Origin of the sequence: Paenibacillus sp. FSL H8-0122 (genome assembly GCF_038005345.1) — a bacterium.
Taxonomy (GTDB): domain Bacteria; phylum Bacillota; class Bacilli; order Paenibacillales; family Paenibacillaceae; genus Paenibacillus_AQ.
On the sequence record NZ_JBBOTB010000001.1, the window covers coordinates 1,848,194 to 1,870,782 of the forward strand.

General features: G+C 53.7%; 21 protein-coding genes and 1 riboswitch. Of the genes, 20 read left to right on the forward strand and 1 reads right to left on the reverse strand.

Annotated elements, in window-relative coordinates; all coding sequences use genetic code 11:
- Positions 1–1,335, forward strand: a complete 1,335-nt coding sequence (gene lysA / locus NSS64_RS07925) for a diaminopimelate decarboxylase (RefSeq protein WP_341139784.1) — start codon at positions 1–3, stop codon at positions 1,333–1,335.
- 127 nt (positions 1,336–1,462) lie between these two features.
- Positions 1,463–1,894, forward strand: coding sequence for a peptidylprolyl isomerase (locus NSS64_RS07930; protein WP_036727386.1), 432 nt, complete (start codon positions 1,463–1,465; stop codon positions 1,892–1,894).
- Positions 1,895–2,035: 141 nt separating this feature from the next.
- Here NSS64_RS07930 and NSS64_RS07935 read toward each other — a convergent pair whose 3' ends face one another.
- Positions 2,036–2,797, reverse strand: a complete 762-nt coding sequence (locus tag NSS64_RS07935) for a YwaF family protein (RefSeq protein ID WP_341139785.1) — start codon at positions 2,795–2,797, stop codon at positions 2,036–2,038.
- A 281-nt stretch (positions 2,798–3,078) separates the two neighbouring features.
- Here NSS64_RS07935 and NSS64_RS07940 point away from each other — a divergent pair, with 281 nt between their 5' ends.
- The 18 genes from NSS64_RS07940 to ccsA all read left to right on the forward strand — a co-directional run bounded on the left by NSS64_RS07940 (position 3,079) and on the right by ccsA (position 22,589).
- A complete protein-coding gene (locus tag NSS64_RS07940) occupies positions 3,079–6,570 on the forward strand; it encodes a collagen binding domain-containing protein (RefSeq protein ID WP_341139786.1) in 3,492 nt (1,163 codons plus the stop codon).
- A gap of 245 nt (positions 6,571–6,815) precedes the next feature.
- The gene (gene mscL / locus NSS64_RS07945; RefSeq protein ID WP_340993514.1) at positions 6,816–7,217 is read left to right on the forward strand and encodes a large conductance mechanosensitive channel protein MscL; all 402 of its coding nucleotides are present in this window, start codon (positions 6,816–6,818) and stop codon (positions 7,215–7,217) included.
- 106 nt (positions 7,218–7,323) lie between these two features.
- Positions 7,324–7,498, forward strand: a riboswitch (FMN riboswitch).
- A 223-nt stretch (positions 7,499–7,721) separates the two neighbouring features.
- Entirely contained in the window at positions 7,722–8,828 is a 1,107-nt protein-coding gene (gene ribD, locus NSS64_RS07950; RefSeq protein WP_341139787.1) for a bifunctional diaminohydroxyphosphoribosylaminopyrimidine deaminase/5-amino-6-(5-phosphoribosylamino)uracil reductase RibD, read from the forward strand.
- A 26-nt stretch (positions 8,829–8,854) separates the two neighbouring features.
- Entirely contained in the window at positions 8,855–9,523 is a 669-nt protein-coding gene (gene ribE / locus NSS64_RS07955; RefSeq protein WP_340939598.1) for a riboflavin synthase, read from the forward strand.
- A 62-nt stretch (positions 9,524–9,585) separates the two neighbouring features.
- Positions 9,586–10,839 carry a bifunctional 3,4-dihydroxy-2-butanone-4-phosphate synthase/GTP cyclohydrolase II gene (locus NSS64_RS07960; protein WP_340939600.1) on the forward strand — a complete coding sequence of 418 codons (1,254 nt, stop codon included), beginning with the start codon at positions 9,586–9,588 and terminating at the stop codon, positions 10,837–10,839.
- Positions 10,840–10,881: 42 nt separating this feature from the next.
- Positions 10,882–11,349: a 6,7-dimethyl-8-ribityllumazine synthase gene (gene ribH / locus NSS64_RS07965; protein WP_076079147.1), complete on the forward strand. Its 468-nt coding sequence runs from the start codon at positions 10,882–10,884 to the stop codon at positions 11,347–11,349.
- A gap of 133 nt (positions 11,350–11,482) precedes the next feature.
- Positions 11,483–12,274, forward strand: a complete 792-nt coding sequence (locus tag NSS64_RS07970) for a segregation and condensation protein A (protein ID WP_076079148.1) — start codon at positions 11,483–11,485, stop codon at positions 12,272–12,274.
- A complete protein-coding gene (gene scpB / locus NSS64_RS07975) occupies positions 12,243–12,839 on the forward strand; it encodes an SMC-Scp complex subunit ScpB (protein ID WP_341142785.1) in 597 nt (198 codons plus the stop codon). Before NSS64_RS07970 ends, scpB begins: the two co-directional genes overlap by 32 nt.
- 174 nt (positions 12,840–13,013) lie before the next feature.
- Positions 13,014–13,712, forward strand: coding sequence for a DUF2953 domain-containing protein (locus NSS64_RS07980; RefSeq protein ID WP_341139788.1), 699 nt, complete (start codon positions 13,014–13,016; stop codon positions 13,710–13,712).
- Between the two features lie 80 nt (positions 13,713–13,792).
- Positions 13,793–14,287, forward strand: coding sequence for a GerW family sporulation protein (gene ytfJ, locus NSS64_RS07985; RefSeq protein WP_076079149.1), 495 nt, complete (start codon positions 13,793–13,795; stop codon positions 14,285–14,287).
- A gap of 173 nt (positions 14,288–14,460) precedes the next feature.
- Positions 14,461–15,783 carry a D-alanyl-D-alanine carboxypeptidase family protein gene (locus NSS64_RS07990; protein WP_341139789.1) on the forward strand — a complete coding sequence of 441 codons (1,323 nt, stop codon included), beginning with the start codon at positions 14,461–14,463 and terminating at the stop codon, positions 15,781–15,783.
- 54 nt (positions 15,784–15,837) lie between these two features.
- The gene (locus NSS64_RS07995) at positions 15,838–16,509 is read left to right on the forward strand and encodes a nucleoside recognition domain-containing protein (protein WP_076079151.1); all 672 of its coding nucleotides are present in this window, start codon (positions 15,838–15,840) and stop codon (positions 16,507–16,509) included.
- Between the two features lie 6 nt (positions 16,510–16,515).
- The gene (locus NSS64_RS08000; protein WP_339218805.1) at positions 16,516–17,049 is read left to right on the forward strand and encodes a spore maturation protein; all 534 of its coding nucleotides are present in this window, start codon (positions 16,516–16,518) and stop codon (positions 17,047–17,049) included.
- A gap of 835 nt (positions 17,050–17,884) precedes the next feature.
- Positions 17,885–18,229 (forward strand): N-acetylmuramoyl-L-alanine amidase, encoded by a 345-nt coding sequence (locus tag NSS64_RS08005; protein ID WP_076079153.1) that lies wholly within the window; start codon positions 17,885–17,887, stop codon positions 18,227–18,229.
- A 20-nt stretch (positions 18,230–18,249) separates the two neighbouring features.
- Complete coding sequence (locus NSS64_RS08010) at positions 18,250–19,008, forward strand: pseudouridine synthase (RefSeq protein ID WP_036727368.1); 759 nt, start codon at positions 18,250–18,252, stop codon at positions 19,006–19,008.
- A gap of 112 nt (positions 19,009–19,120) precedes the next feature.
- A complete protein-coding gene (gene resA, locus NSS64_RS08015; protein WP_341139790.1) occupies positions 19,121–19,645 on the forward strand; it encodes a thiol-disulfide oxidoreductase ResA in 525 nt (174 codons plus the stop codon).
- Positions 19,642–21,330 (forward strand): cytochrome c biogenesis protein ResB, encoded by a 1,689-nt coding sequence (gene resB / locus NSS64_RS08020; protein WP_341139791.1) that lies wholly within the window; start codon positions 19,642–19,644, stop codon positions 21,328–21,330. The genes resA and resB overlap by 4 nt, the downstream gene beginning before the upstream one ends.
- Positions 21,327–22,589: a cytochrome c biogenesis protein CcsA gene (gene ccsA / locus NSS64_RS08025; protein WP_341139792.1), complete on the forward strand. Its 1,263-nt coding sequence runs from the start codon at positions 21,327–21,329 to the stop codon at positions 22,587–22,589. The genes resB and ccsA overlap by 4 nt, the downstream gene beginning before the upstream one ends.

The window sequence follows — 22,589 nt, forward strand, 5'->3', positions numbered from 1 at the left end:
ATGTTTTTACACGGGACGAGCCGAATCAATGATGCAGGTCATTTGGAGATCGGCGGATGTGATGTAACCGAATTGAAGGCGGAGTATGGAACACCGCTATATATAGTGGACGAGCAATTGGTCCGCCGCCGCTGCCGCGAGTATATGGAGGCGTTCACAGCTTCCGGTCTCGGGTTCCAGGTGGCTTATGCCAGCAAGGCGTTCTCGACAATGGCGATGTGCCGGCTTGCGGATGAGGAAGGTCTGTCGCTGGATGTGGTCTCCGATGGAGAGCTGTATACTGCGCTGCAAGCCGGTTTCCCGGCGGAACGCATTCACTTCCACGGCAATAACAAGACACCGGATGAGATTGAGATGGCGATCGATGCAGGGATTGGCTGCTTTGTCGCCGATAATCTGGTGGAGCTCCGTCTGCTTCAGTCCATTGCCGCCCGCAGAGAAGTGACGGTTAATATTCTGCTGCGCGTGACGCCTGGAGTGGAAGCCCATGCCCATCATGCCTACGCTTCCACAGGACAGACCGACTCCAAATTCGGCTTCGATATCGGTAACGGCTCGGCCCGGGAAGCGGTCAGCCTGGCTGACAGCCTGGCTAATCTGAACCTGCTCGGCGTGCATTCGCATATCGGATCGCAGATTTTTGAGACCGAGGGCTTCCAGCTTGCCGTTGAACGTATTGCCGAGTTCACCCGTACCGTCAAGGAAGAGCTGGGAGTCTCCTTCCCTGTAGTCAACCTGGGCGGAGGCTTCGGAATCCGTTATGTGGACGGCGACACGCCGCTGCAGGTGTCCGAATATGTCGCAGCCATCACAGATGCAGTGAAGACCCACTTCACCGGCATTAACGATTCGCTGCCGCAGATCTGGGTGGAGCCGGGCCGCAGCATCGTAGGGGATGCCGGAACGACTCTGTACACGGTTGGAACCAGCAAGGAAATTCCGGGAGTGCGCAAATATGTAGCTGTTGACGGCGGCATGACCGATAATCCGCGTCCGGCCCTGTATGAATCCAAGTACGAAGCGCTGCTGGCAAGCCGTGCGACTGAGCCAAACGTGGAGAAGGTATCCATCGCCGGCAAATGCTGCGAGAGCGGCGATATGCTGATCTGGGACGTTGAGCTGCCTAAGGTGGAGAGCGGCGATCTGCTGGCTGTGGCCTGCACAGGCGCGTACAATTACTCCATGGCCAGCAACTACAACCGTATCCGCCGTCCGGCAGTGGTGTTCGTGCAGAACGGGCAGAGCGATCTGGTTGTACGCCGCGAGTCCCATCAGGACATTGTTGCCAATGATATTGTGCCTGCACGGATTGCCAAACAAGCCGTTACGAAATAAGAAGACTATAGGGTTGTACTATAGCGGCAGGCGGGAAGACTTCCCGCTTGCTTTGCTTTGTGCCCCGTTTCATAGTAAACTAATAAACGAGTTCTACATCTGTCATTTCGAAAGGGGTCATTTACATATGGCTAAGCAAGCGAAAATTACACTCGAAAACGGCGGTGTCGTGCTGATCGACTTGTTCGATCAGGATGCGCCTAATACAGTAGCAAACTTTGAGAAGCTGGCAAAAGACGGCTTCTACAACGGATTGTTGTTCCACCGCGTGATTCCAGGCTTCGTAGCCCAAGGTGGCTGCCCGAATGGAACAGGCACCGGCGGTCCTGGCTACACCATCAACTGCGAGATCAACCCGAACAAGCACGAGCGCGGCTCCCTGGCTATGGCCCATGCCGGCAAGAACACAGGCGGAAGCCAGTTCTATATCGCTTACGCTCCACAGCCGCACCTGGACGGAGTACACACGGTATTCGGTAAAGTGGTTGAGGGCATGGATCTGGTTGACGCTTTCAAAGGCCGCGACAAGATGACGACCGTTGAAATTGTAGAAGCTTAATACAAGCACTCCATTGACGCTATAGGGGGAGGTTCTCCTCTTCCTAAGGCATCGCCGAAGCACCCGGCTGGGTTATCCAGCCGGGTGCTTTTTGCCGTGCGGGGAATTGTACAAATAGTAGTTGGATTTCCTCCACTCTATTTACCTGCCAAGTTTCCGGCTGGCTGCGGCACGGCGGTTCATGTACAGCTCCGGCAGCTTGAAGAAAATCAGGAACATCAGGAGGAAGATGACGAAGGCAAAGCCTTCTTCAACCAGCAGATAGTAGGGATAAGGGCCGAAATAGTCCAGTACCGAGAACGTGCTGGGCTTGCGCATCAGGAACATATAGTTGGAATCCAGCAGCTTATTGGCGGCGTAGACACACGCGGCGACAAGGTTCAGGCAGAGCATGGTGAAGAACAGCGAGCGCCAGGCGGGCTTATATCCTTCGACCCAGGTCATGTACAGGGACGCGAGTATGATCGACCCGTGGGCGATGAAGAAGAGCAGGAAGCGAAAATGCGGAAACGGATAGACCAGATTAGGGGTAAGCAGGGCGATGAATGCACCGCCGATCCCGGCAAAATAAAGAAAGCTGTACAGCAGCCTGCTGCGTGTGAGCAGCATCACGATCGACAGAAGCAGGGTAATTCCGCATAGTTCCAGCGGCAGGGAGGAGCTGCGGCTCCAGCTGTCATGGGACAGATACCAGACATGCAGGCCTCCCTCAGAAGCAGCCAGCAACAGGATCAGCAGCAGGCGTATGCCTAACCGCAGGCCGGACCTGTTGCGCAGGGCGAAGCGGGCCCAAAAGAGCGCCAGGCAGCATAGGGCAATAACGGACAGCGCAACGAGATGGGAGGCGGAGAGCATGACGAAATCGCTGTCACGGGCACGGTCCCAGAATAAAGTACGGTTCACTTGGAATCTCTCCTTGAATCCTGAATTAACGGTTGCATAATAATTTCTTTAATTTTAACCATTTCTGATTCTAAAGTTCTACTCTTAGGTGATATAAGTATATATCGTCTGTAGTGGGCAGAAAAGTCAGGTTTACTAGTTTATTTACATAAGATGGACTCTTAGCCCGTATACATAACGAAACTTCAGGTGGAGTGTGTCCTTACCGGTGCGTTCAGCAGCCATCTTTTTAGCAGGTATGCTTCAAATCATTCAATCGATAGAACGGGGGCTTATGGGAAATGGTGAAAAAAAGAACAAGCCTGGCAGTGATCCTGGTCATGTTATTTGTGCAATTGGTCTCAGGGCTGGGCTTCACCCAGCAGGCTACAGCGGCGGCCATTGAACAGGACCAGGACATTATTACCAGTGTATCCATGGCGGTATATGGTCCGGATGGACAGACGGTGACAGGCAGTGTGTATGATGTGGATTCCACCGTGAGGCTGGACTATACCTGGTCGCTTCCTAACGGCCACGGCTATAGCCAGGGAGACACCTTTGCTTTCCAGCTTCCCGAGCAGTTCCAGCTCTTCAATGACATTCAGGGCGGACTGGAATCGGACGAAGGGACGGTAGGCACATTCACGGTCAGCCAGGCTACCCATCAGGTAGTGATGACATTTAACGATTACATCGAGAGCCATGCCAATGTGCAGGGGACCTTACGTATTAATACCCAATTTGACAAAAAAGTGATCAGCGGCAGCACCGTCCAGCAGATTCTGTTCCCGGTGAACGGCGGGGTCCAGACGATTACAGTATCATTCAAGCCTACTGTAGGCTCGACGATTACCAAGAAGGGAGTCTCCAGCGGCTTCAACGCAGATCATATTGACTGGACCGTCGATGTGAACAAAAGACTGGAGCCGGTAAGCGGCGCGGCTGTGACTGACCCGATTCCTGACGGGCTGGCACTGGACAGCACGGTTACGCTTGCCGTGTACCAGCTGAATGTTCAGCTTGACGGCACAGTTACGCAAGGCCAGCTGGTAGACAGCAGCAAATATACTGCCGGCGTCTCCGGCGGGACGCTGAAGCTTCAGTTCACGGACCCTGTGATTACAGGGGCATACCGTATCGTTTATACTACGCAGGTAGTGAGTGATAACTTGTCCAGCTTCACCAATACGGCAACCTTCACAGGGGACGGCCGTGACCCGGTAAGCGCTTCGGATACAGTAGTTATTGAACGGGGCGGCAGCCTTAACAAAAAAGTAATCCGTTATGACTGGGGCACTCAGACCATTAACTGGGCTATCGAATACAACTACAATAAGCGGACGATCTCCCCGGAGAACGCGGTGTTGACGGATGTGTTCAACAGCTCCCAGATGCTCCTGGAGAACTCGGTGCGGATCTATCCGGTTACGCTGAATGCAGCCGGAGAAGCTGCCAAGGGCACGGCTCTGAATGCAGGCAGTGATTACACAGTCACGCCTGTCAACGGCGAATCCGGCAACGGATTCAGACTGGAGTTCAAGAATACGGTGAAATCGGCTTATCTGATCGAATATACGACCAAAGCCGCAGACCGTGTGTTCAAAGATACGAATATTACCAACACTGTCTCTGACAGCACCTATAGCAGCAACGCTACTCAACTGATCCGGCCTATTATTATCTATAAGAATCTGTCCGGGGTGGATTACAACAAACACACCACCGACTGGAAAATCACGTTCAACGGGGACAATTATCCAATGAACGAAGTGGTGGTTACAGACAGCTTCCCGCAGGGAGGACAGAAATACATCTCAGGTTCACTGGTGGTCCGTACACTATCCGGCACAGTGATCCCTCCATCGGCCTATACCCTGATTGTGAATTCACCGGCTCAGCCTAATAAAGGCTTCCAGGTAAAGTTTAATGCACCGGTTACAGGTACTTATACCATTAGTTATCAGACGGAATTCAGCAATGACTGGCTTACCGGCAATACGAGTGATTTCATCAACGTGGCCCGGATTGACTGGAAGGACAGCCAGAACAAGGCACAGTGGACAGAAGCCAGCGGGAAGTTCATTCCTAATTCCGAGGTGAAGAACAACGGGTTCAAATCCGGGGCGTATGATGCTTCTGCCAAGGAGCTGACCTGGACCGTAGGCGTCAATTACAACAGCAAATCCATTGCCGATCCTGTAGTGACGGATGTACTGGGTGACGGACAGTCTCTGGTACCTGGCTCACTTAAGGTATACAAGATGAATATTGCCAAGGATGGAACGCATAGCCCAGGCGCTGAGGTGGACGGCAATGAGTTCAGCTATAGCGTGGGCAGCGGCAATGAGCTGAAGGTTGATTTTGACACAGCCATTAATTCGCCTTATTACATCGTATTCAAGACCAGCCTGGCCGGACAGCTAATCGGAACCAAGGTAGCCAATACAGCGAACCTGCTGGACGGCACGAAGAAGGTCTCCAAGGATTTGAAGGCCACGGTAGATATCCCGCACGGGGATGAATATGTATTCAAAGACGGCGCGCAGAATGGAGATAAGCTGAACTGGACCATTGCGATCAACCGCACCCAGTCCCATGTAAAAGATGCCGTGATCACCGATGTGCCAAGCACGAATCAGATCCTGCTGCCGGACAGCTTCCAGCTGTACCGTACGGTTACGGCCGTGAACGGCGAAGTGACAAAGAGCGGTCCTGCACTTCAGAAGGATACTGATTACACCTTAACGATCAGTGCCGATGCACAGGGCAGACAGTCCTTCGTCTTAAGATTCCCTGGTGACATCCATTCCGCTTATGTGCTGGAATATCAGTCGCTGATCGTTGCGAACACTGGCGATAAGCTGGTTAACTCCGTGAGCTTCAGCGGCAATAACGTTAAGCTTATCACCAAGGAGACGACCAAGGAGATTATCGTAGGAGTGTCCAGCGGTTCGGGAACAGGCAGCGGCGTCAGAGGGACGCTTAATGTCTTCAAGCTGGAAGCAGGCAATGTTGCAAAACCGCTGGCGGGAGCTACCTATGAGCTATACCGCCTGAACGGAAATGACCGGGTGCTGGTGAATACCCGCACCACTGATGCAGCAGGCATCGCGGCATTCAACAATCTGTGGCTGGGCAGTTATGTCCTGATTGAAACAATAGCACCACAGGGCTATGTGCTTGATTCCACCGAGCATCCGGTGACGATCGGCTCATCCGCTGTGCTGAATCTTACCTTGTATAATAAGCTGGCGGAGCAGCCAACGCCGACAGTAACACCAACGCCGACTGAGACACCTGTGCCGACTGAGACACCTGTAGAGACCACTGTTCCGACTACAGTTCCATCGCCGGTGCCTACAGATTCTACGGGGCCAGGGGCCACACCTGTTCCGACATCGCCTGACGGAGGTCCGGTATTTACTCCGGTACCAACACCAGCCGGTACGTTCGAACCGGGAGTCATTATCGATGAGCCACAGATTCCTGCAGGACCAGGCTTGCCGGGAACGGCGCAGCCATCTGCACCGGCACCAACTGTTACTCCGGTACCGGCAGCGCCTGAAGTGGTAACGCCAATCGACGATAATATCCCGCTGGGCAATCCGGAAGTAGATGTTGAAGACGATCCGGTTCCGCAAGGGACGGTCTCGGGTACAAGCGACGGCAGCGGCAGGCTGCCGCAGACCGGAGAGAGCAGCCCGCTGCCGATCTACCTGACGGGTGCAGGCCTGATTCTGGGCGGCTTTATCCTCAGCCGGGTATTCCGCAGAACACGCAAGCAGGACTAAGCAGAATTAGAGCAGCAGGATAGGGTTCCAATAGCTTAACATGTAAAAAAGGAGCGATTCTCCGTTATTGGAGACTCGCTCCTTTGCGTTTTTTAGAAAATTAGGTACTTCACATCCCGCTTAAACAGGGAGCGTCCATCCAAGTGCACACGTTAATCCTACTCCACTTATTTATTTTTCTGCTTGCAGGTTGCTATAAATGCTATAATAATTTCAAATTCAAAGTTTCGGAGGGATGGTTCGTCATGTGGAAGGAATTCAAAAGCTTCGCCATGAAAGGTAATGTACTTGATCTGGCGGTTGCCGTAATCATTGGAGCGGCATTCGGCAAAATTGTTACCTCGCTGGTGGGAGATATTATTATGCCGCTTATCGGTCTGATCAGCGGAGGTATTGATCTGAAGGAACTTAGCTTTGGTATAGGAGATGTTGCGGTAAAATACGGCATGTTCCTCCAGACCGTAGTCGACTTCTTCATTATTTCCTTCTCCATCTTCATGGTGGTGAAGCTGAGCAGCCGATTCAGACGCAAGGAGACCGTCAAGGTTGAGGTGGTGGAGACACCCGCCCCGGCACCGGATATCCTCCTGCTGACGGAAATCCGCGATCTGCTGAGAGCGGACAAGCAGCGTGAGACGGGTGTATAAGGGAATTAAGTTACATAAATATAGTAAATTTCCGAAGCACACTTGCATTTCATCCGGCGAAGTGATAATTTTGTTGTAGGCTTAACTTGGTATTCAACTGAATAGATCAATCCTTCAGGGCAGGGTGTGATTCCCTACCGGCGGTGATGCTGTTGGAGCTGGCTTAATAATTGCTGCTTCAGATGCTCAGTCCGCTACCCGCTTCGTATGATATTGCTACGGACGGTGGACCCGGTGTAATTCCGGGACCGACAGTATAGTCTGGATGGAAGAAGGAGAGATTCACGCGCCGCGCTTGCAACAGGCGGCCGAGCAGCAGTGTTCTCGGAACTTATGTGCGAACTTTCACAATGCCGGAGGTCCGGCGTTTATTTACGCATATATTCTTTGCTGCGATCACCTCTCGTATATCCCGTCTTGAACTCCTCCTGGAGATTGAGACGGGTTTTTCTGTTTAGGGTTTGGTACACATGAAGACTACAGCCTTGGGATAGGAGGCAAGACATGGAGAAGATGAACGATGAGTTTTACATGTCCCTTGCGCTGGATATGGCGGAGCGGGCACAGGGCCAGACGGGAATTAATCCTGTGGTCGGCTGCGTAGTCGTGAAGGACGGCGCCATGATCGGGATTGGAACCCATCTGCAGCGCGGAACCGGACACGCCGAGGTGCATGCGCTCAATATGGCAGCCGGTAAAGCGCAAGGCAGTACAGCCTATGTTACGCTGGAGCCTTGCAGTCATTACGGCATTACGCCTCCTTGCAGCCAGCGTCTGATCGATGAAGGCGTGGCCAGGGTGGTTGTCGCCTGTGAGGACCCCAACCCTCAGGTTGCAGGCCGGGGAATCGCGATGCTGCGCGAGCAGGGGATTGATGTTGAAGTAGGTCTGCTGCGGGGCCGGGCGCTGCGGCTGAACGAGAAATTCATCAAGTATATTTTGACGAAGCGGCCGTTCATAACCTTGAAGAGCGCCAGCACACTGGACGGCAAAATCGCCACCCGGACCGGAGACAGCAAGTGGATCTCGAATGCAGAGGCACGGGAGATTGTACATACCCTGCGTCACCGCCATCAGGGGATTATGGTAGGGGTGAACACGGTGATTACCGATAACCCTTCGCTGACAACTAGACTGAATGTACCCGGACGCAATCCGGTGCGGATTATCATTGACTCCTCGCTGCGCCTGCCGCTGGACAGCGCTGTGGTCAAGGACGGACTCGCGCCTACGGTGGTTGTGACGACAGAGGCAGCCGATCCTGACCGCAGAGCAGCGCTGCTGGCTGCAGGGGTAGAGGTGATTGCTGCGGGCAGCGGTCCGCGTGTGGATCTGCAGGCGGCTATGGCTGCGCTCGGTGCAATGGAGATTGGGTCCATTCTGCTGGAAGGCGGCGGAACGATGAATGGGGCGATGCTTGCGGAGGGACTGGTTGACCGGGTAGTCCTCTTCTTCGCTCCGAAGATTGTCGGCGGCGGCGCGCAAGCAGCGGGTACCTTCGACTTCGGGGGTGTGGAGCTGATGCGTGATGCCATCCAGCTTGAAGGATTGGAAGTGGAAGTGCTCGGGGATAATGTGTGTATCAGCGGCACCCCGGTTCCTCTGCAGTAACCGAATATTCAGGAAGGAGGGATGGTATGTTTACCGGCTTAATTGAAGAGGTGGGAGTCCTGCGCAGCGTCACCAGCGGCGGGGAGATGATGGTGCTGAATATCGGCGCCTCGCTCATTATGGGAGATCTGAAGATCGGTGACAGTGTGGCGGTCAATGGGGTCTGTCTTACGGCAACCTCACTTGGAGACCATCATTTCACCGTAGACGTTATGCCCGAGACCTACCGCAACAGTACGCTCAAGGAGCTGCGCACCGGGTCCAAAATGAATCTGGAACGCGCCATGGCGGCCGGCGGACGCTTCGGAGGGCATATTGTCCAGGGACATGTGGATGGAACCGGTGAGATCCGCAGCGTCAGGCGCGATCAGAATGCAGTGGTGTTCGAGATTGCCCCGGACCGCAAATCCCTGTTCAAATTCATTATTCCCAAAGGCTCCATTACGATAGACGGCATAAGCCTTACGGTTGTGAAGACGGAAGCTGCAACCTTCACCGTATCGATTATCCCGCACACGCTGGGAGAGACGGTACTGGCCCACAAGCGGGCGGGAGACCGGGTGAATATTGAATGTGATGTGCTCGGTAAATATGTGGACCATCTGCTCCATTACGGTTCGCGTGCGGGCAATGAAGAGGATGGAGGAAGCTCGAAGATCAGCCATGATTTTTTGGCGGCCAACGGGTTCGTATAATCTATAGATCAGGCATAAGGCAAGCCGTCAGGCAAGCGTATAGCCATTAGGAGGACAGTAATATGAGCCAGCAAGCTGATAAGGATAGTATTCTAGACCCGATTGAAGATGCGATATACGACTTAATGCGCGGTAAGGTCGTTATCGTTGTAGATGATGAAGACCGTGAGAATGAAGGAGACTTCGTCGCTCTGGCGGAACGGGCTACCCCGGAAGTGATTAACTTCATGATTACCGAAGGACGCGGCCTGGTCTGCGTACCGATCACAGCAGAGCGTGCAGAGGAGCTGGACCTGCATCCGATGGTGTCCCAGAATACCGATAATCATGGTACGGCGTTCACGGTATCTATTGACCACGCGGATACGACGACCGGCATCTCGGCCGGTGAACGCTCCCAGACGATTAAGGCCATGCTGGACCCGAAGGCGAAGCCGGCCGACTTCCGCAGACCGGGGCATATGTTCCCGCTGATCGCCAAAAAAGGCGGAGTTCTGCGGCGTTCCGGGCACACGGAGGCTGCTGTGGATCTGGCCCGCATGTGCGGGGCTTATCCGGCAGGTGTCATCTGTGAAGTGGTGAAGGTGGACGGTACGATGGCCCGCCTGCCTGACCTGATTGAGATCGCTAAGAAGCATGATCTTAAGCTGATCAGCATCAAGGACCTCATTCACTACCGTAACGAGAAGGAGCATCTGGTTACCCGTGAGGTAGCAGTGAATCTGCCGACAGATTTCGGTGATTTCCAGACCATTGCCTATACGAATGAGGTGGATGACAAGGAGCACGTTGCCCTTGTTAAAGGCGATATCTCCGGGGATGAGCCGGTACTCGTACGTGTGCATTCCGAGTGCCTGACCGGCGATGTGTTCCATTCGCACCGCTGCGACTGCGGCCCGCAGTTCGAAGCGGCGCTGCGCCAGATTGAAGAAGCCGGCAGGGGTGTACTCCTCTATATGCGCCAGGAGGGCCGGGGCATTGGCCTGATCAACAAGCTGCGCGCCTACAAGCTGCAGGAAGAAGGGCTGGATACTGTGGATGCCAACCTGAAGCTGGGCTTCGCGGCGGATCTGCGGGATTATGGCATCGGGGCACAGATTCTTAAGGATCTCGGCATCCGCCAGATCCGGCTGCTGACCAACAATCCGCGCAAGATCAAGGGGCTGGAAGGCTATGGCCTTGAGGTGGTGGAGCGCGTAGCGATCCAGATGCCGGAGAATAAGGACAATACCAATTATCTGCATACGAAGCAGGCGAAGCTTGGGCATCTGCTGAATTTTGACAAGATCGAACAGAATGAGAATACCAAAATTTAATCATAGATTTCCTATCCTATACACGAAGGGTTGATGAGTAGCATGCCGAATTATTTTGAGGGACATTTAGTATCTGAGGGCTTGAAATATGGGGTTGTCGTAGGACGTTTCAATGAGTTCATTACCAGCAAGCTGCTCTCCGGGGCACTTGATGCCTTCAAACGTCATGGAGTCGCCGATGATGAAGTGGATGTGGCCTGGGTACCGGGCGTATTCGAAATTCCGCTGATCGCCCAAAAAATGGCCGAAAGCGGCAAATATGACGCCGTTATCACGCTGGGCACCGTCATTCGCGGATCTACAACACACTATGATTATGTGTGCAACGAGGTTGCGAAGGGCGTAGCGGCGATTAATCTTAAGACGGGTGTTCCAACCATTTTCGGTGTGGTTACGACGGAGAATATCGAACAGGCCATTGAGCGCTCGGGGACCAAAGCCGGCAATAAAGGCTGGGATGCAGCGACTGCCGCTATCGAAATGGCTAACCTGAATAAGCAGTTCAAATAATACGCCTCTTGACGAAAGAGCGTAAATCGTGCTTATTTATAGGTATGAGAAGAAAGCATGATCATAGATCTTTCTACTTGTGTAGCGTCCTTGCGGCGCTGCACTTTACTTTTTTTGGGCTGGAGGAAACCGCGTGACTGTATTGTACAAGCTGGAGACGTTCGAAGGTCCGCTCGATCTGCTCTTGCATCTGATTGACAAGGCGGAAATCGACATCCAGGACATTCCGGTCAGCGAGATCACCGAGCAGTATATGGAATTCCTACAGGGAATGAAGGAGCTGGAGCTGGATATCACGAGTGAATTTCTGGTGATGGCTGCCACTCTCCTGTCGATTAAGAGCAAAATGCTGCTGCCGAAGCCGCCCGTCATTGAAATCGAGGATTTCGATTATTATGAGGATGACGGCTATGATCCGCGTGCGGAGCTGGTGCAGCGACTGATTGAATACCGTAAGTTCAAGAGCATTGCGGTGCAGCTGCTGGATATGGAGAGCGAGCGCAGCCTGATTTTTACGAAGGAGCCGGAGGATCTGGGCCCCTTCGTCCCTGCGCAGACGGACAATACACTGAAGGGTCTGCATACCGCCGATCTGATCGCTGCGTTCCGCAAGGCGCTAAGCAAGGCTGCCCGGCGCACCTCGTACCAGCGGATTACCCGGGATGAGATCTCGGTAAAAGACCGTATCCGTGATGTATCCGAAGCGCTCCAGCGCAAAGGGATCGGCGGCAGAATGCGCTTCTCTTCCCTGCTGCATGAGGAGATGGACCGGCATGAGATTGTGACCACCTTCCTGGCCATCCTGGAGCTGATGAAGATGAAGGCCATTTACTGCTACCAGGAGAAATTATTTGAGGATATTGTGATGGAGTGGAGAGGAGGAGAGGATGTCAGTGGACTACAACACGCTGAAATCAATTATTGAAGGCCTGCTGTTTCTCTCAGGGGATGAAGGCCTGTCGGTCCGGCAGATTGCCGAGATTACCGAGCAGCGGCCTGATCTGGCTACAAGAGCGCTGGATGACTTAAGAGAGGATTACCACTCGCAGAGCCGTGGCCTTCAGGTGGTCCAGATTGCCGGGAATTACCGGCTGGCGACACTCCCGGAGCATGCGCAGTATTTCGAACGTCTGGCGTATTCGCCCTCCAGGTCGTCCCTGTCCCAGGCGGCGCTGGAGACACTTGCCATTGTCGCTTACCGCCAGCCTATTACGAGAGTGGAGATTGAGGAGATCCGGGGCGTCAAATCCGAACGGGCCATCCATACGCTGGGCAACAAGGATCTGATCCACGAGGTGGGCCGGGCGGAGGCTGTCGGGCGTCCGATTCTGTACGGCACGACCAAGTCCTTCCTGGACAGCTTCGGGCTGGCCAGCCTGAAGGAGCTGCCGGAGCCGTCGAACTTCGACACCTCCGAGGGTCTGGAAGAGGAGACCCAGCTGCTGTTCAGCAAGCTGGACAGCCAGATGACTTTTGATGAGCAAGAATAACGCAGCGGGCTGCCGCTGTGACAGAGATGCCGTTGTCCCTTCGGGGGCAGCGGCATTTTTTCATGAAAAAATGGAGAAGTTTGCGAAATCACCGAATGTTATCCAGCCGTAATTGCCATACTAATCCAGAGGCTCCATGTTTATTATTCTAAAGTCTGCTTGGAGGTTAACCGTGTGACGTTATGGCTGGCAATACCCTTAGTCCTGCTGCTGCTCGTTGTTCTGCTGTTCCTGCTGGCTCTGGCGTCATCGATTCATTTTCATTTTCGTGTCCGCAGGCTGGGTAAGGATGACCGCATCGAATTCGATATCAGAGCTGTGTATGGCCTCGTTAAATTTCATTATGAGGTGCCTGCGCTGGTCTTCCAGAGCCTTGAACAGGGAATTAAACTCAAGGTGGAGAAAACCGGAATCGCACCGGTGAAGCTGGATAGCGAGAAGGAAGGGCAGGTCGATAAGGAATCTGTGACGCAATGGCTAAAGAATGTACGCACTGCGCTACATGCCACCCGCGGTCTGAAAAAATGGCTTAAAGACACCCTGTCACATATTCAAATCACCAAGCTGGACTGGTCCACAGACTTCTCTCTGGGGGAGGCCGCAACGACCGCCACGGCGGTGGGGGCCTTATGGGGACTGAAGTGGACGATGATCGGCGTGCTCTCCCGTATGGTCAGACTGGTGCATAAGCCGGGAATATTTGTGGCGCCTGTCTTCCGGGATCAGCCGTCTTTTGCAACGGAAGCCGTGTGCAGCGGCAAGCTGTCCGCCGGATATGCGCTCTATGCGGGGCTTCTCCTGCTGCGGCGCGCCTCGAAGGTGGAAGGCGGTCTGGGCCGGTGGAAGAAATTGCTCAGCCGTGAACATTCCTAAATAATCTACATACTCCAATCTATAGTGGGCAAGATAAATACTGCAGGTACATTTATATACACACGAGGAGGAGACAAACAATGTCAGATCATCCGATTCAAGGTCTCATGCAGACCGCAATGGAGAATATTAAAGGCATGGTTGATGTAAATACAATTGTAGGAGATCCGGTTGAAACGCCCGATGGCACGGTCATTCTGCCAATTAGCAAGGTGACGTTCGGCTTCGCAGCTGGCGGCAGTGATTTCAGGGTGGAGGATGACGGTCCGGGCGTCAACAGCAGCGGGTCCGGTGTCAAAATGCTACCCTTCGGGGGCGGCAGCGGGGGCGGCGTGTCTATTCGTCCAATCGCTTTTCTGGTCGTTGGCAGGGAAGGGGTACATATTGTGCCGCTGGATAATCAGACTCATCTGTTCGAGAAAATTATTGATGCCACGCCTAATCTGCTCGACAAAATTCAGAATATGTTCCAGCCCGGCATGGTTCCCGAAGCTTCAGATATTCCTGGCTCCAAGGTAACCAAAACCGTTGTGGAGACCGGGTCCGGCTCGTCTGACCATTCGTCAACACATTAGATTGAGCGAATTAAGCAAAGTATGAATTGTCAGGGATATCACCTAAGAGGGTGGTATCCCTTTTTTGCCGGATGATGGAGGATAGGACATACCTGCCCCATGCCCCGCATACACTTGTACAACCAGGCAAGACTGATGAACCGTTGCGTAAGGAACGGATAAGAAGCCGGAGGATGAACATGAAGACATTAACCCGAAAATCTATGCTGTCCTTACTGTTGTGTGTGCTGCTGCTTGCGCTGGTGCCGGTGTCTGCCGTTAGTGCAGAGAACCGTTCGATCTCTACCCATGCCAGGGCGGCGGCGCTGATTGATGTGACATCCGGAAGAATTCTGTACAGCAGCCGCGGGGATGAACCGATGCTGATTGCCAGTCTGACCAAAATTATGACCGCCCTTGTGGCGATAGAGAACAGCGATATTACGTCGAAGGTCAAGGTTGGTAAAAATGCTTTTGCCAAGGAGGGCTCCTCCCTGTACCTGAAGCTGGGCGAGGAAATGACGCTGAAGGATATGCTGTACGGGCTGATGCTGCGCTCCGGCAATGATGCGGCAACTGCAATCGCCGAGCATGTCGGCGGTTCGGAGCAGGGGTTCGTCTATCTGATGAACGCCAAGGCGCAGGAGCTGAATTTGAAAAATACGCATTTTGCCAATCCGCATGGATTAGATGCAGAAGGCCACTTTTCCAGCGCGAATGATCTGGCCGTATTGACCGCATATGCGATGCATAACCCGGTATTCAAGGAGATCGTAGCCACCAAAGAGAAGACGGCGGACAATCCCTATGAGAAATGGGACTATAAATGGAGCAACAAGAATAAGATGCTGCGCCTCTACGAAGGAGCGGACGGGGTGAAGACGGGGTATACCAAAAAAGCGCTGCGCTGCCTGGTCAGCTCCGCTACAAGGGACGGGCAGCAGCTCGTGGCGGTTACGCTGAACGACGGCAATGACTGGAACGACCATTCCTCGCTGCTGGACTTCGGCTTCAACCATTATCCGCTGAAGACGCTGGTCGAGCGGGGCGAGGCCGTCAAAGGCTACAGTCTGGTGACCAGCAAGGCCTTCGCGTATCCGCTTGGTCAGGGGGAGGAAGCAAGACTCGTTAACAAGCTGGTGCTTAATGCGGAAGCGCAGGCTGCTGAGAGTGGTAATGCTGCGGGTACGGGGAGTGCAGGTGCAGGCTCCGGTGTAAGTGCAGGTGCGGGCAGGGCAGGTATGAATGCCAGCGGGAGTGAGGGCGGAAGCAGTACAGAAGCGGGTGCTAACGGGAGTGAGGGCGATGTTAACTTCGGTTTCAGGGGTGTGATTATTCTGCAGCTGGGAGATGAGGAGATCGGGCGGGTTCCGGTGTATACGCCTGGCCAGCTCCCGCCGGAGACCTCACCATATGTGGAAAAATACAACGCTGCAAGCGCTAATGCCTATCCGGCGGGCAATTGGCTGCAGGCCTTCGGCAGTGCGCTGCGGGCGCTGTTCCACATGGGGGAATAGTGAAGCTGTTCAGTTAGTCAGAGTATAAAGAATGAACCGGGGGAGGGGATACCGATGTTAAATGGAATCTGGCTGGGGATGATTCTGATCGGGTTTGGCTTTGCGGCAGTGAACGGACGGATGAACGAGTTCACCGCCGCCGTATTCGATGGTGCGAAGAGCGGGGTGACCGTCAGCTTCGGGCTGATCAGTGTGCTGGTGTTCTGGCTGGGCATTATGCGGATTGCTGAGGATGCCGATCTGCTGAAGAAAATCTCCAAAGTGCTGGGTCCCGTAGTCTCCTTTCTGTTCCCGGATGTGCCCAAAGGTCATCCCGCGATCGGCTACATTCTCTCCAATATGAGCGCCAACCTGCTGGGGCTGGGGAATGCAGCCACTCCGATGGGCATTAAGGCGATGCAGGAGCTGCAGACGCTGAACCCGGATAAGGAGACCGCGACGCCGGCCATGTGTACCCTGCTTGCGCTGAACACTGCCAGCATCACTCTAATTCCGGCGACGCTGATTGCGATCCGGCTGAATTACGGATCGGCGGACCCGGCGGCCATCGTCGGGACCACACTGGCGGCGACGGCCGTGGCTACCCTGGCGGCGATTGCTGCGGACAGGCTGTTCCGCCGCCTGACCCTGCTCCGCAGGCCGCCCGGACCGCCGCCGGTCCTGAAGGCCGGGAGCGGCCCGGCAAACGGGAGCGGGGCGCTCCCACATTCTTCGGTGAAAGGGTGACCGTCCGTGTTACAACTGATCAGTCTGATCTCTGCCTGGGCGATTCCGGTCATGGTTACCTTTATTCCGCTGTATGCCTTCACGCGCAAGGTTCCGGTCTATGAATCTTTCGTGGAGGGGGCGAAGGATGGCTTCGGTACCGCGATCGCGATTATCCCCCATCTGGTCGGCATGCTGGTGGCGATCAGTGTGTTCCGCGCGTCCGGTGCGCTGGACTTCCTGATGGGCTTTGTAAGCCCTCTGATGGAGGGACTGGGTATTCCGTCAGAGGTGCTTCCGCTCGGTCTCCTGCGCCCGCTGACGGGCACTGGATCACTCGCCTATACTACAGACCTGATCCGCGTCCACGGCCCGGACTCTCTCATCGGTATGATTGCTTCTACTATACAGGGCAGCACAGACACCACCCTGTATGTGCTGACTGTCTATTTCGGCGCCGTAGGCATCCGCAACGGCCGCTATGCCCTGAAGGTGGGCCTGTTCTCGGACATCGTCGGCTTTATAGCTGCGATTGCCGTTTGTCTGCTGGTGTTCGGGTAGGAGGCAGGTTGATAGATGGATTTCCTCCACCTGCTGCTAGACGAATGAACGTTGTGAAGACAACAGTTGGAAAAATGCCGCTTAATTATACGTATTCTCGCTAAAGTGATGAAATTAAACAAATTAAATGCCCTTTTTCCACCTGCTTCAGCCAACTTCCCCGAAACTCATAAATTACGATACATTTATCCAATTGTTTGCTTTCAGGAGAGTGGAAATTAAGGGTATTAGTGCACCCGATTCCGGCAAAAGTTGGCCAAATGAGCGAATGAAGGGTATTAATGCACCTGATTTCAGGAAAAGTCGGCTGGATGGGTGAATGAAGGGTATTAATGCACCCGATTCCGGCAAAAGTTGGCCAAATGAGCGAATGAAGGGTATTAATGCACCTGATTTCAGGAAAAGTCGGCTAGATGAGCGAATGAAGGGTATTAATGCACCTGATCACTTCCCTGGCAACCTGCCGCCAGTGGTTGCGGTTCTCAAGCGCTGCCCCGCAGCCGCTTGCCCTACAGTCCTCACCCCCTTCCGGGAGGTGAGGACTGTTTGTTATTAGGTTTGCCCGTGCGTAGACGGAGTAACGGAGAGGAATTTTGGAACTGGAGGAGCGCCAGCGTCCGCCTTTAAAGTTGGATTTCTACTGCCGCAGGGCAGTCAAATCAAGGAAATCCAACTTTAACAGCGGCCGGAAGTCCAAACATTCCCTGGAGTTACGATTAGTCAACGCTTTTATTCGCTCTCATCCTGCTCCTCAAACATTTTAACAAACAATCCTCACCGCCCGCCCCCCCACTTCATATGCTATTTCAGCAATACGGAGGGAGGACGACAAAGGGTGGACTACAAGGGCTTTATTCTGCATCATTCCCGCTGTCCGTCTATTAACGGCAAAGGCTTCGACTTCTGGGTCGGGCTGAACGGCTCGGTCTATGCGGCGCCGCTGCTGACAGACCCGGAGCATATTCATATTTGCCTCGAAGGCAACTACGGGGAGGCGGAGCAGCTGCCCCAGCTTCCGGAGCGCCAGCAGCAGCTGTTTGCGGCGGGGAAGCTTATACTGGAGCTGTCCGGGCGTTATCAAATGTCGCCGCTTACGGTGGAGCCGCATAGTGAAACTTGCCCCGGAGCATTTTTTCCATGGAATGATCTTGTGATTTATGCCTCCGATGGTTATCATTAACCTGAGGTGAGTAGTCGAAAATGGAAAGATTACAGAAAATATTGGCGCAAGCAGGTGTTGCGTCCAGACGCAAATGTGAAGAAATGATTTTGGCCGGTAAAGTGGAAGTCAACGGGGAACTCGTAACTACGCTTGGCACGAAGGCGGACCCCGCAACCGATATTATTAAAGTCTCGGGCAGACTGATCCGGGGCGAGAATAAAATCTATATTATGTTCAACAAGCCCAAAGGGGTAATTACAAGCGCCTCGGATGACAAGGGCCGCAAGGTAGTAACGGATTACCTGAAAGGAATCACAGAGCGCGTATACCCTGTAGGCCGCTTGGACTACGATACGGAAGGGCTGCTGCTGCTGACGAATGACGGTGAGTTTGCCAACCTGCTCACGCATCCGAAGCATCATGTGCCGAAGACGTATCTGGCCACGGTCAAGGGTGTGCCGCACGGTACAGCGCTGGACAAGCTGAAGGCCGGCATTAAGCTGGAAGACGGCATGACCGCTCCGGCGGAAGTAGAGTACAAGGATATCGATGAAGCCAATAAGGAAGCGGTAATCAGCATCACCATCCATGAAGGCCGCAACCGCCAGGTCCGGCGGATGTTCGAGGCCGTGTCGCATCCGGTGATCCGCCTGAAGCGGATTTCCTTCGGGGATATCCTGCTCCAGAATCTCAAGCGCGGATCCTACCGCCATTTGACCAAGGATGAGATCAATCATCTGCAGCAAATTGCCAAAGCGGGAATGCTTCGGGACAATCAGACACGCAAAGACACATAAAGTTCACAATTTCCCCTCCTAAAACTGTGACAATATTCGTTATAATGTTCATAGGATGTTCACACCTTACAACTAAAGTAATGAGTTGCGTCACAGAAGGGGGTACCCCTGCATGGGCAAAGCCAGGAAGCCAATCCAAATCGTGATACTATTACTAATCGTTCTGCTTGGGGGTTATGCGATCAGCTCCTCTGTGTTCGGGGGAGACGGCAAGCCTCAAGAAGGCGGGAAAGCGCCAAATTTTGAATTGCTTGGGCTGGACGGTGCGACCCATACGCTGGAGGAATTCAGAGGGAAGTCGGTTGTTCTGAACTTCTGGGGCTCCTGGTGCGCACCATGCGTGAAGGAAATGCCTGCCTTGCAGGCACAGTGGGAGAAATGGAAGGACCAGGGTGTTGTGGTCTTGGGCGTGAATGTGGGCGAGGATCAGATGACGGTGGACAATTTCGTGAAGCTCGTGGATATTGATTTTCCGGTTGTAATGGATAAGGGACGCGACGCGGTCCGCAGCTACGGGGTCTCCCCGCTGCCCACTACCTTCTTCATTAATACGAAGGGCAGGGTGGACAGCATTCATATCGGCCAGCTGGATCTGAGCTCGCTTGACGAGCAAATCGGGAAGCTGGTGGGACCATGAGTAAGCATGAGCCGCTGATCAGCAACACCAAATGCGAATGCGGTCACCAGAATCCTGTAGGAACGGTACTCTGTGAAGCCTGCGGCAAGCCGCTGGATGAGAAGGAAGAGAACGCTTCGGGGAACCTGGAGATGCGCTACGACGGGGTGGCCCGCCGTTCACAAAAGGTAAGTCCGGGAGTGATCGACAAGGTCTGGAACTTTTTTTCCTCCGTCAAAATAGCCATCTACCTGATTGTGCTGACGCTGCTGGGTGCGATGCTAGGTACGATATTTCCGCAAGAGAGCACCTTTCTGAATATTGACGCTTCAACCTATTATGAACAAACGTATGGAACAGCCGGGAATATATATTATAGACTCGGCCTTTCGCATACCTATGAATCCTGGTGGTTCGTGACACTGCTGGTTATGATTGGAGCTTCTCTGGTCATCTGCAGCCTGGACCGCGTGCTTCCGCTCTACAAGGCACTAACCCGGCAGAAGATCCGCAAGCACCGCCAGTTCCTTACCCGTCAAAAGCTTACGCTGAATACAGCAGTGGAGGGGGAGCCGGAGGAATGGGTGGCACGGATCGTTCAGCCGCTTAGGAAGAAAGGATACCGCGTGCGGACGGAGGGCGGCGCTTTACTGGCCGAGAAACACCGTTTCAGCCGCTGGGGACCTTATGTAATACATATCGGCCTGATTATATTTTTGCTTGCTGTGCTTGCCAGGGGATTGCCGGGTCTGAATATGGATCAGCATCTTGCCTTCCCGCAGGGAGAGACAGTAAAGATACCGGACACCAGCATGTACCTGAAGAATGAGAAATTCACGGTAGAATTCTATAGTGAAGAAGAGATGCCCGAGGAATTCCGGGGCAAGAAGGTTCTCCCTAAGCTCTACGAGACGAAGGCGGTTCTATATGAATGTACGGCAGACTGCAGCGATCCCTCCAAGGAGCCTCAGCTTGCGGAAGTGGCCAGGCACGACATTCAGGTGAATTCTCCGCTAAGCTACCAGGGAATGAAAGCGTATCAGTTTGACTATGACCTTACGCCTGTGCTGCGTTCCGTGCAGCCTGATCTGGTCAATGCTGCAACCGGCGAGAGCTACGGCAAGTTCAGACTGGATATGAAGAATCCGCAGCGCAGCTTCAAGGCGGGACCATACACGCTTGAACTGAAGGAGAAGTATATGGATTTCGGATTGAATGAGGAAGGCCGTCCGGTCTCCACCTCCCCTTATCCGAACGCTCCGGCGTTTCTCTTCCTGATCCGTGGTCCGGATCTGCCGGCAGAGGGGCAGCAATATTTCTATTTCCCGAAGCAGGTGGACAAGGAGCGCTTCCAGCAGGAGGCCATCAACGACAAGCTTGGAGGCGGCACACGGTTTCTGGAGCTTGAGGTCGGCAGTATGACGGATGTGGATTTCTCGGAATCCACCACCTATCTCAATATACGTGTGGACCGGGCAATGCCGTTCGTCTGGATTGGTGCGGGTATTGTCATGCTGGGGCTGATTCTCGGCTTCTATTGGCAGCACAGACGCATCTGGCTGATCGTTGAGGATGGACAGCTGGTGCTTGGAGGCCACACGAACAAGAACTGGTTCGGCTTCCGCCGTGAGCTTGTTTCTATTCTGGAGCAGATAGACATGACAGTCGATGACAAATCATTGGACAACGGAGGAGGCATGGCATGAACTTGCTCGATTTCAGCAGTGACGTCTTTATAGCCGCATTTTTCTTATACAGCGGTGCCTTCATGTTGTTCACCATTGCTATTATGGGCCGCAAATGGTCGGGCAGGAAGCCGGAGGAGCATACTGCACGTTGGGGCCGGATTGCTTTTATTACCTCCTCACTCGGGCTGCTCTGCCATCTGGCTTACTTCATTACCCGCTGGATGGGGGCCGGTCATATTCCGGTAAGTAACATGTATGAGTTCATGACCTTCCTATCAATGATGGTGATGGTGGCTTTTACGGTGATCTTCGCCATTTACCGCAAGATGATTCTCGGGGTATTCGCGGTTCCGATCTCGATTGTTGTAATGGCCTATGCTGCGGTATTTCCGCAGGAAGTACAGCCGCTCATTCCTTCGCTGAAGTCGATCTATCTGAATATTCATGTCACGCTCGCTGCCCTCGGGGAATCCTTCTTCGCGGTTGGCTTTGCCGCCGGGCTGATGTATCTGCTGCGGACAGTGAAATTTGACAGCAAGGAACGCAGTGACCGCAAGCAGCAGCGGCTGGTCGAATTTACTCTGTTCTCGATCATTGTTATAATTGGGTTTCTTGGATCAGTATTTGCCTTCCGCAGTGCGGGCTATGAATCTGTTTTTGTCCGTTCGAACGTTACGATTGACAGCCCCGGGCAGGAAGATAGTACAATAGAGAAAGTGAGTTATAAAATGCCGCCGATTGTGGCACCGTACCATAGCGAAATTGAGAGCTTCCAGCCGTTTCTCGGGCTTCAGAAGCCTTTGTTTCAAGCACCATCCTGGATGAATGGAGTCAATGCAGGGCGCAAGTTCAACACTGTGATCTGGTCACTGCTGTCCGGACTGCTCCTGTACGGGCTTCTTCGGCTGGCTGTGCGTAAGCCGCTTGGGAAGGCCCTTCATCCGGTACTTGATGGAATTGATGAGAATGACCTGGATGAGATTACCTACAGGGCAATCGCCATCGGGTTCCCGATTTTCACACTGGGGGCTTTGATTTTTGCAATGATATGGGCCGAGGTGGCTTGGGGCAGATTTTGGGGATGGGACCCCAAAGAAGTCTGGGCTCTCGTCACCTGGCTGTTCTACAGTGCGTATCTCCATTTGCGGCTGGCACGCGGCTGGCAGGGACGCAAATCCGCTTGGCTCGCTGTACTCGGCTTTCTAATCGTAATGTTTACCCTGGTCGGCGTTAATCTGGTTATCGCCGGACTTCATTCATATGCGGGAACGGACTGA

Excerpts from the sequence above, each read along its gene's own strand:
- lysA (WP_341139784.1), top strand. The coding sequence starts at position 1 with ATGTTTTTACACGGGACGAGCCGAATCAATGATGCAGGTCATTTGGAG.
- NSS64_RS07930 (WP_036727386.1), top strand. The coding sequence starts at position 1,463 with ATGGCTAAGCAAGCGAAAATTACACTCGAAAACGGCGGTGTCGTGCTG.
- NSS64_RS07940 (WP_341139786.1), top strand. The coding sequence starts at position 3,079 with ATGGTGAAAAAAAGAACAAGCCTGGCAGTGATCCTGGTCATGTTATTT.
- mscL (WP_340993514.1), top strand. The coding sequence starts at position 6,816 with ATGTGGAAGGAATTCAAAAGCTTCGCCATGAAAGGTAATGTACTTGAT.
- ribD (WP_341139787.1), top strand. The coding sequence starts at position 7,722 with ATGGAGAAGATGAACGATGAGTTTTACATGTCCCTTGCGCTGGATATG.
- ribE (WP_340939598.1), top strand. The coding sequence starts at position 8,855 with ATGTTTACCGGCTTAATTGAAGAGGTGGGAGTCCTGCGCAGCGTCACC.
- NSS64_RS07960 (WP_340939600.1), top strand. The coding sequence starts at position 9,586 with ATGAGCCAGCAAGCTGATAAGGATAGTATTCTAGACCCGATTGAAGAT.
- ribH (WP_076079147.1), top strand. The coding sequence starts at position 10,882 with ATGCCGAATTATTTTGAGGGACATTTAGTATCTGAGGGCTTGAAATAT.
- ytfJ (WP_076079149.1), top strand. The coding sequence starts at position 13,793 with ATGTCAGATCATCCGATTCAAGGTCTCATGCAGACCGCAATGGAGAAT.
- NSS64_RS07990 (WP_341139789.1), top strand. The coding sequence starts at position 14,461 with ATGAACATGAAGACATTAACCCGAAAATCTATGCTGTCCTTACTGTTG.
- NSS64_RS07995 (WP_076079151.1), top strand. The coding sequence starts at position 15,838 with ATGTTAAATGGAATCTGGCTGGGGATGATTCTGATCGGGTTTGGCTTT.
- NSS64_RS08010 (WP_036727368.1), top strand. The coding sequence starts at position 18,250 with ATGGAAAGATTACAGAAAATATTGGCGCAAGCAGGTGTTGCGTCCAGA.
- resA (WP_341139790.1), top strand. The coding sequence starts at position 19,121 with ATGGGCAAAGCCAGGAAGCCAATCCAAATCGTGATACTATTACTAATC.
- resB (WP_341139791.1), top strand. The coding sequence starts at position 19,642 with ATGAGTAAGCATGAGCCGCTGATCAGCAACACCAAATGCGAATGCGGT.
- ccsA (WP_341139792.1), top strand. The coding sequence starts at position 21,327 with ATGAACTTGCTCGATTTCAGCAGTGACGTCTTTATAGCCGCATTTTTC.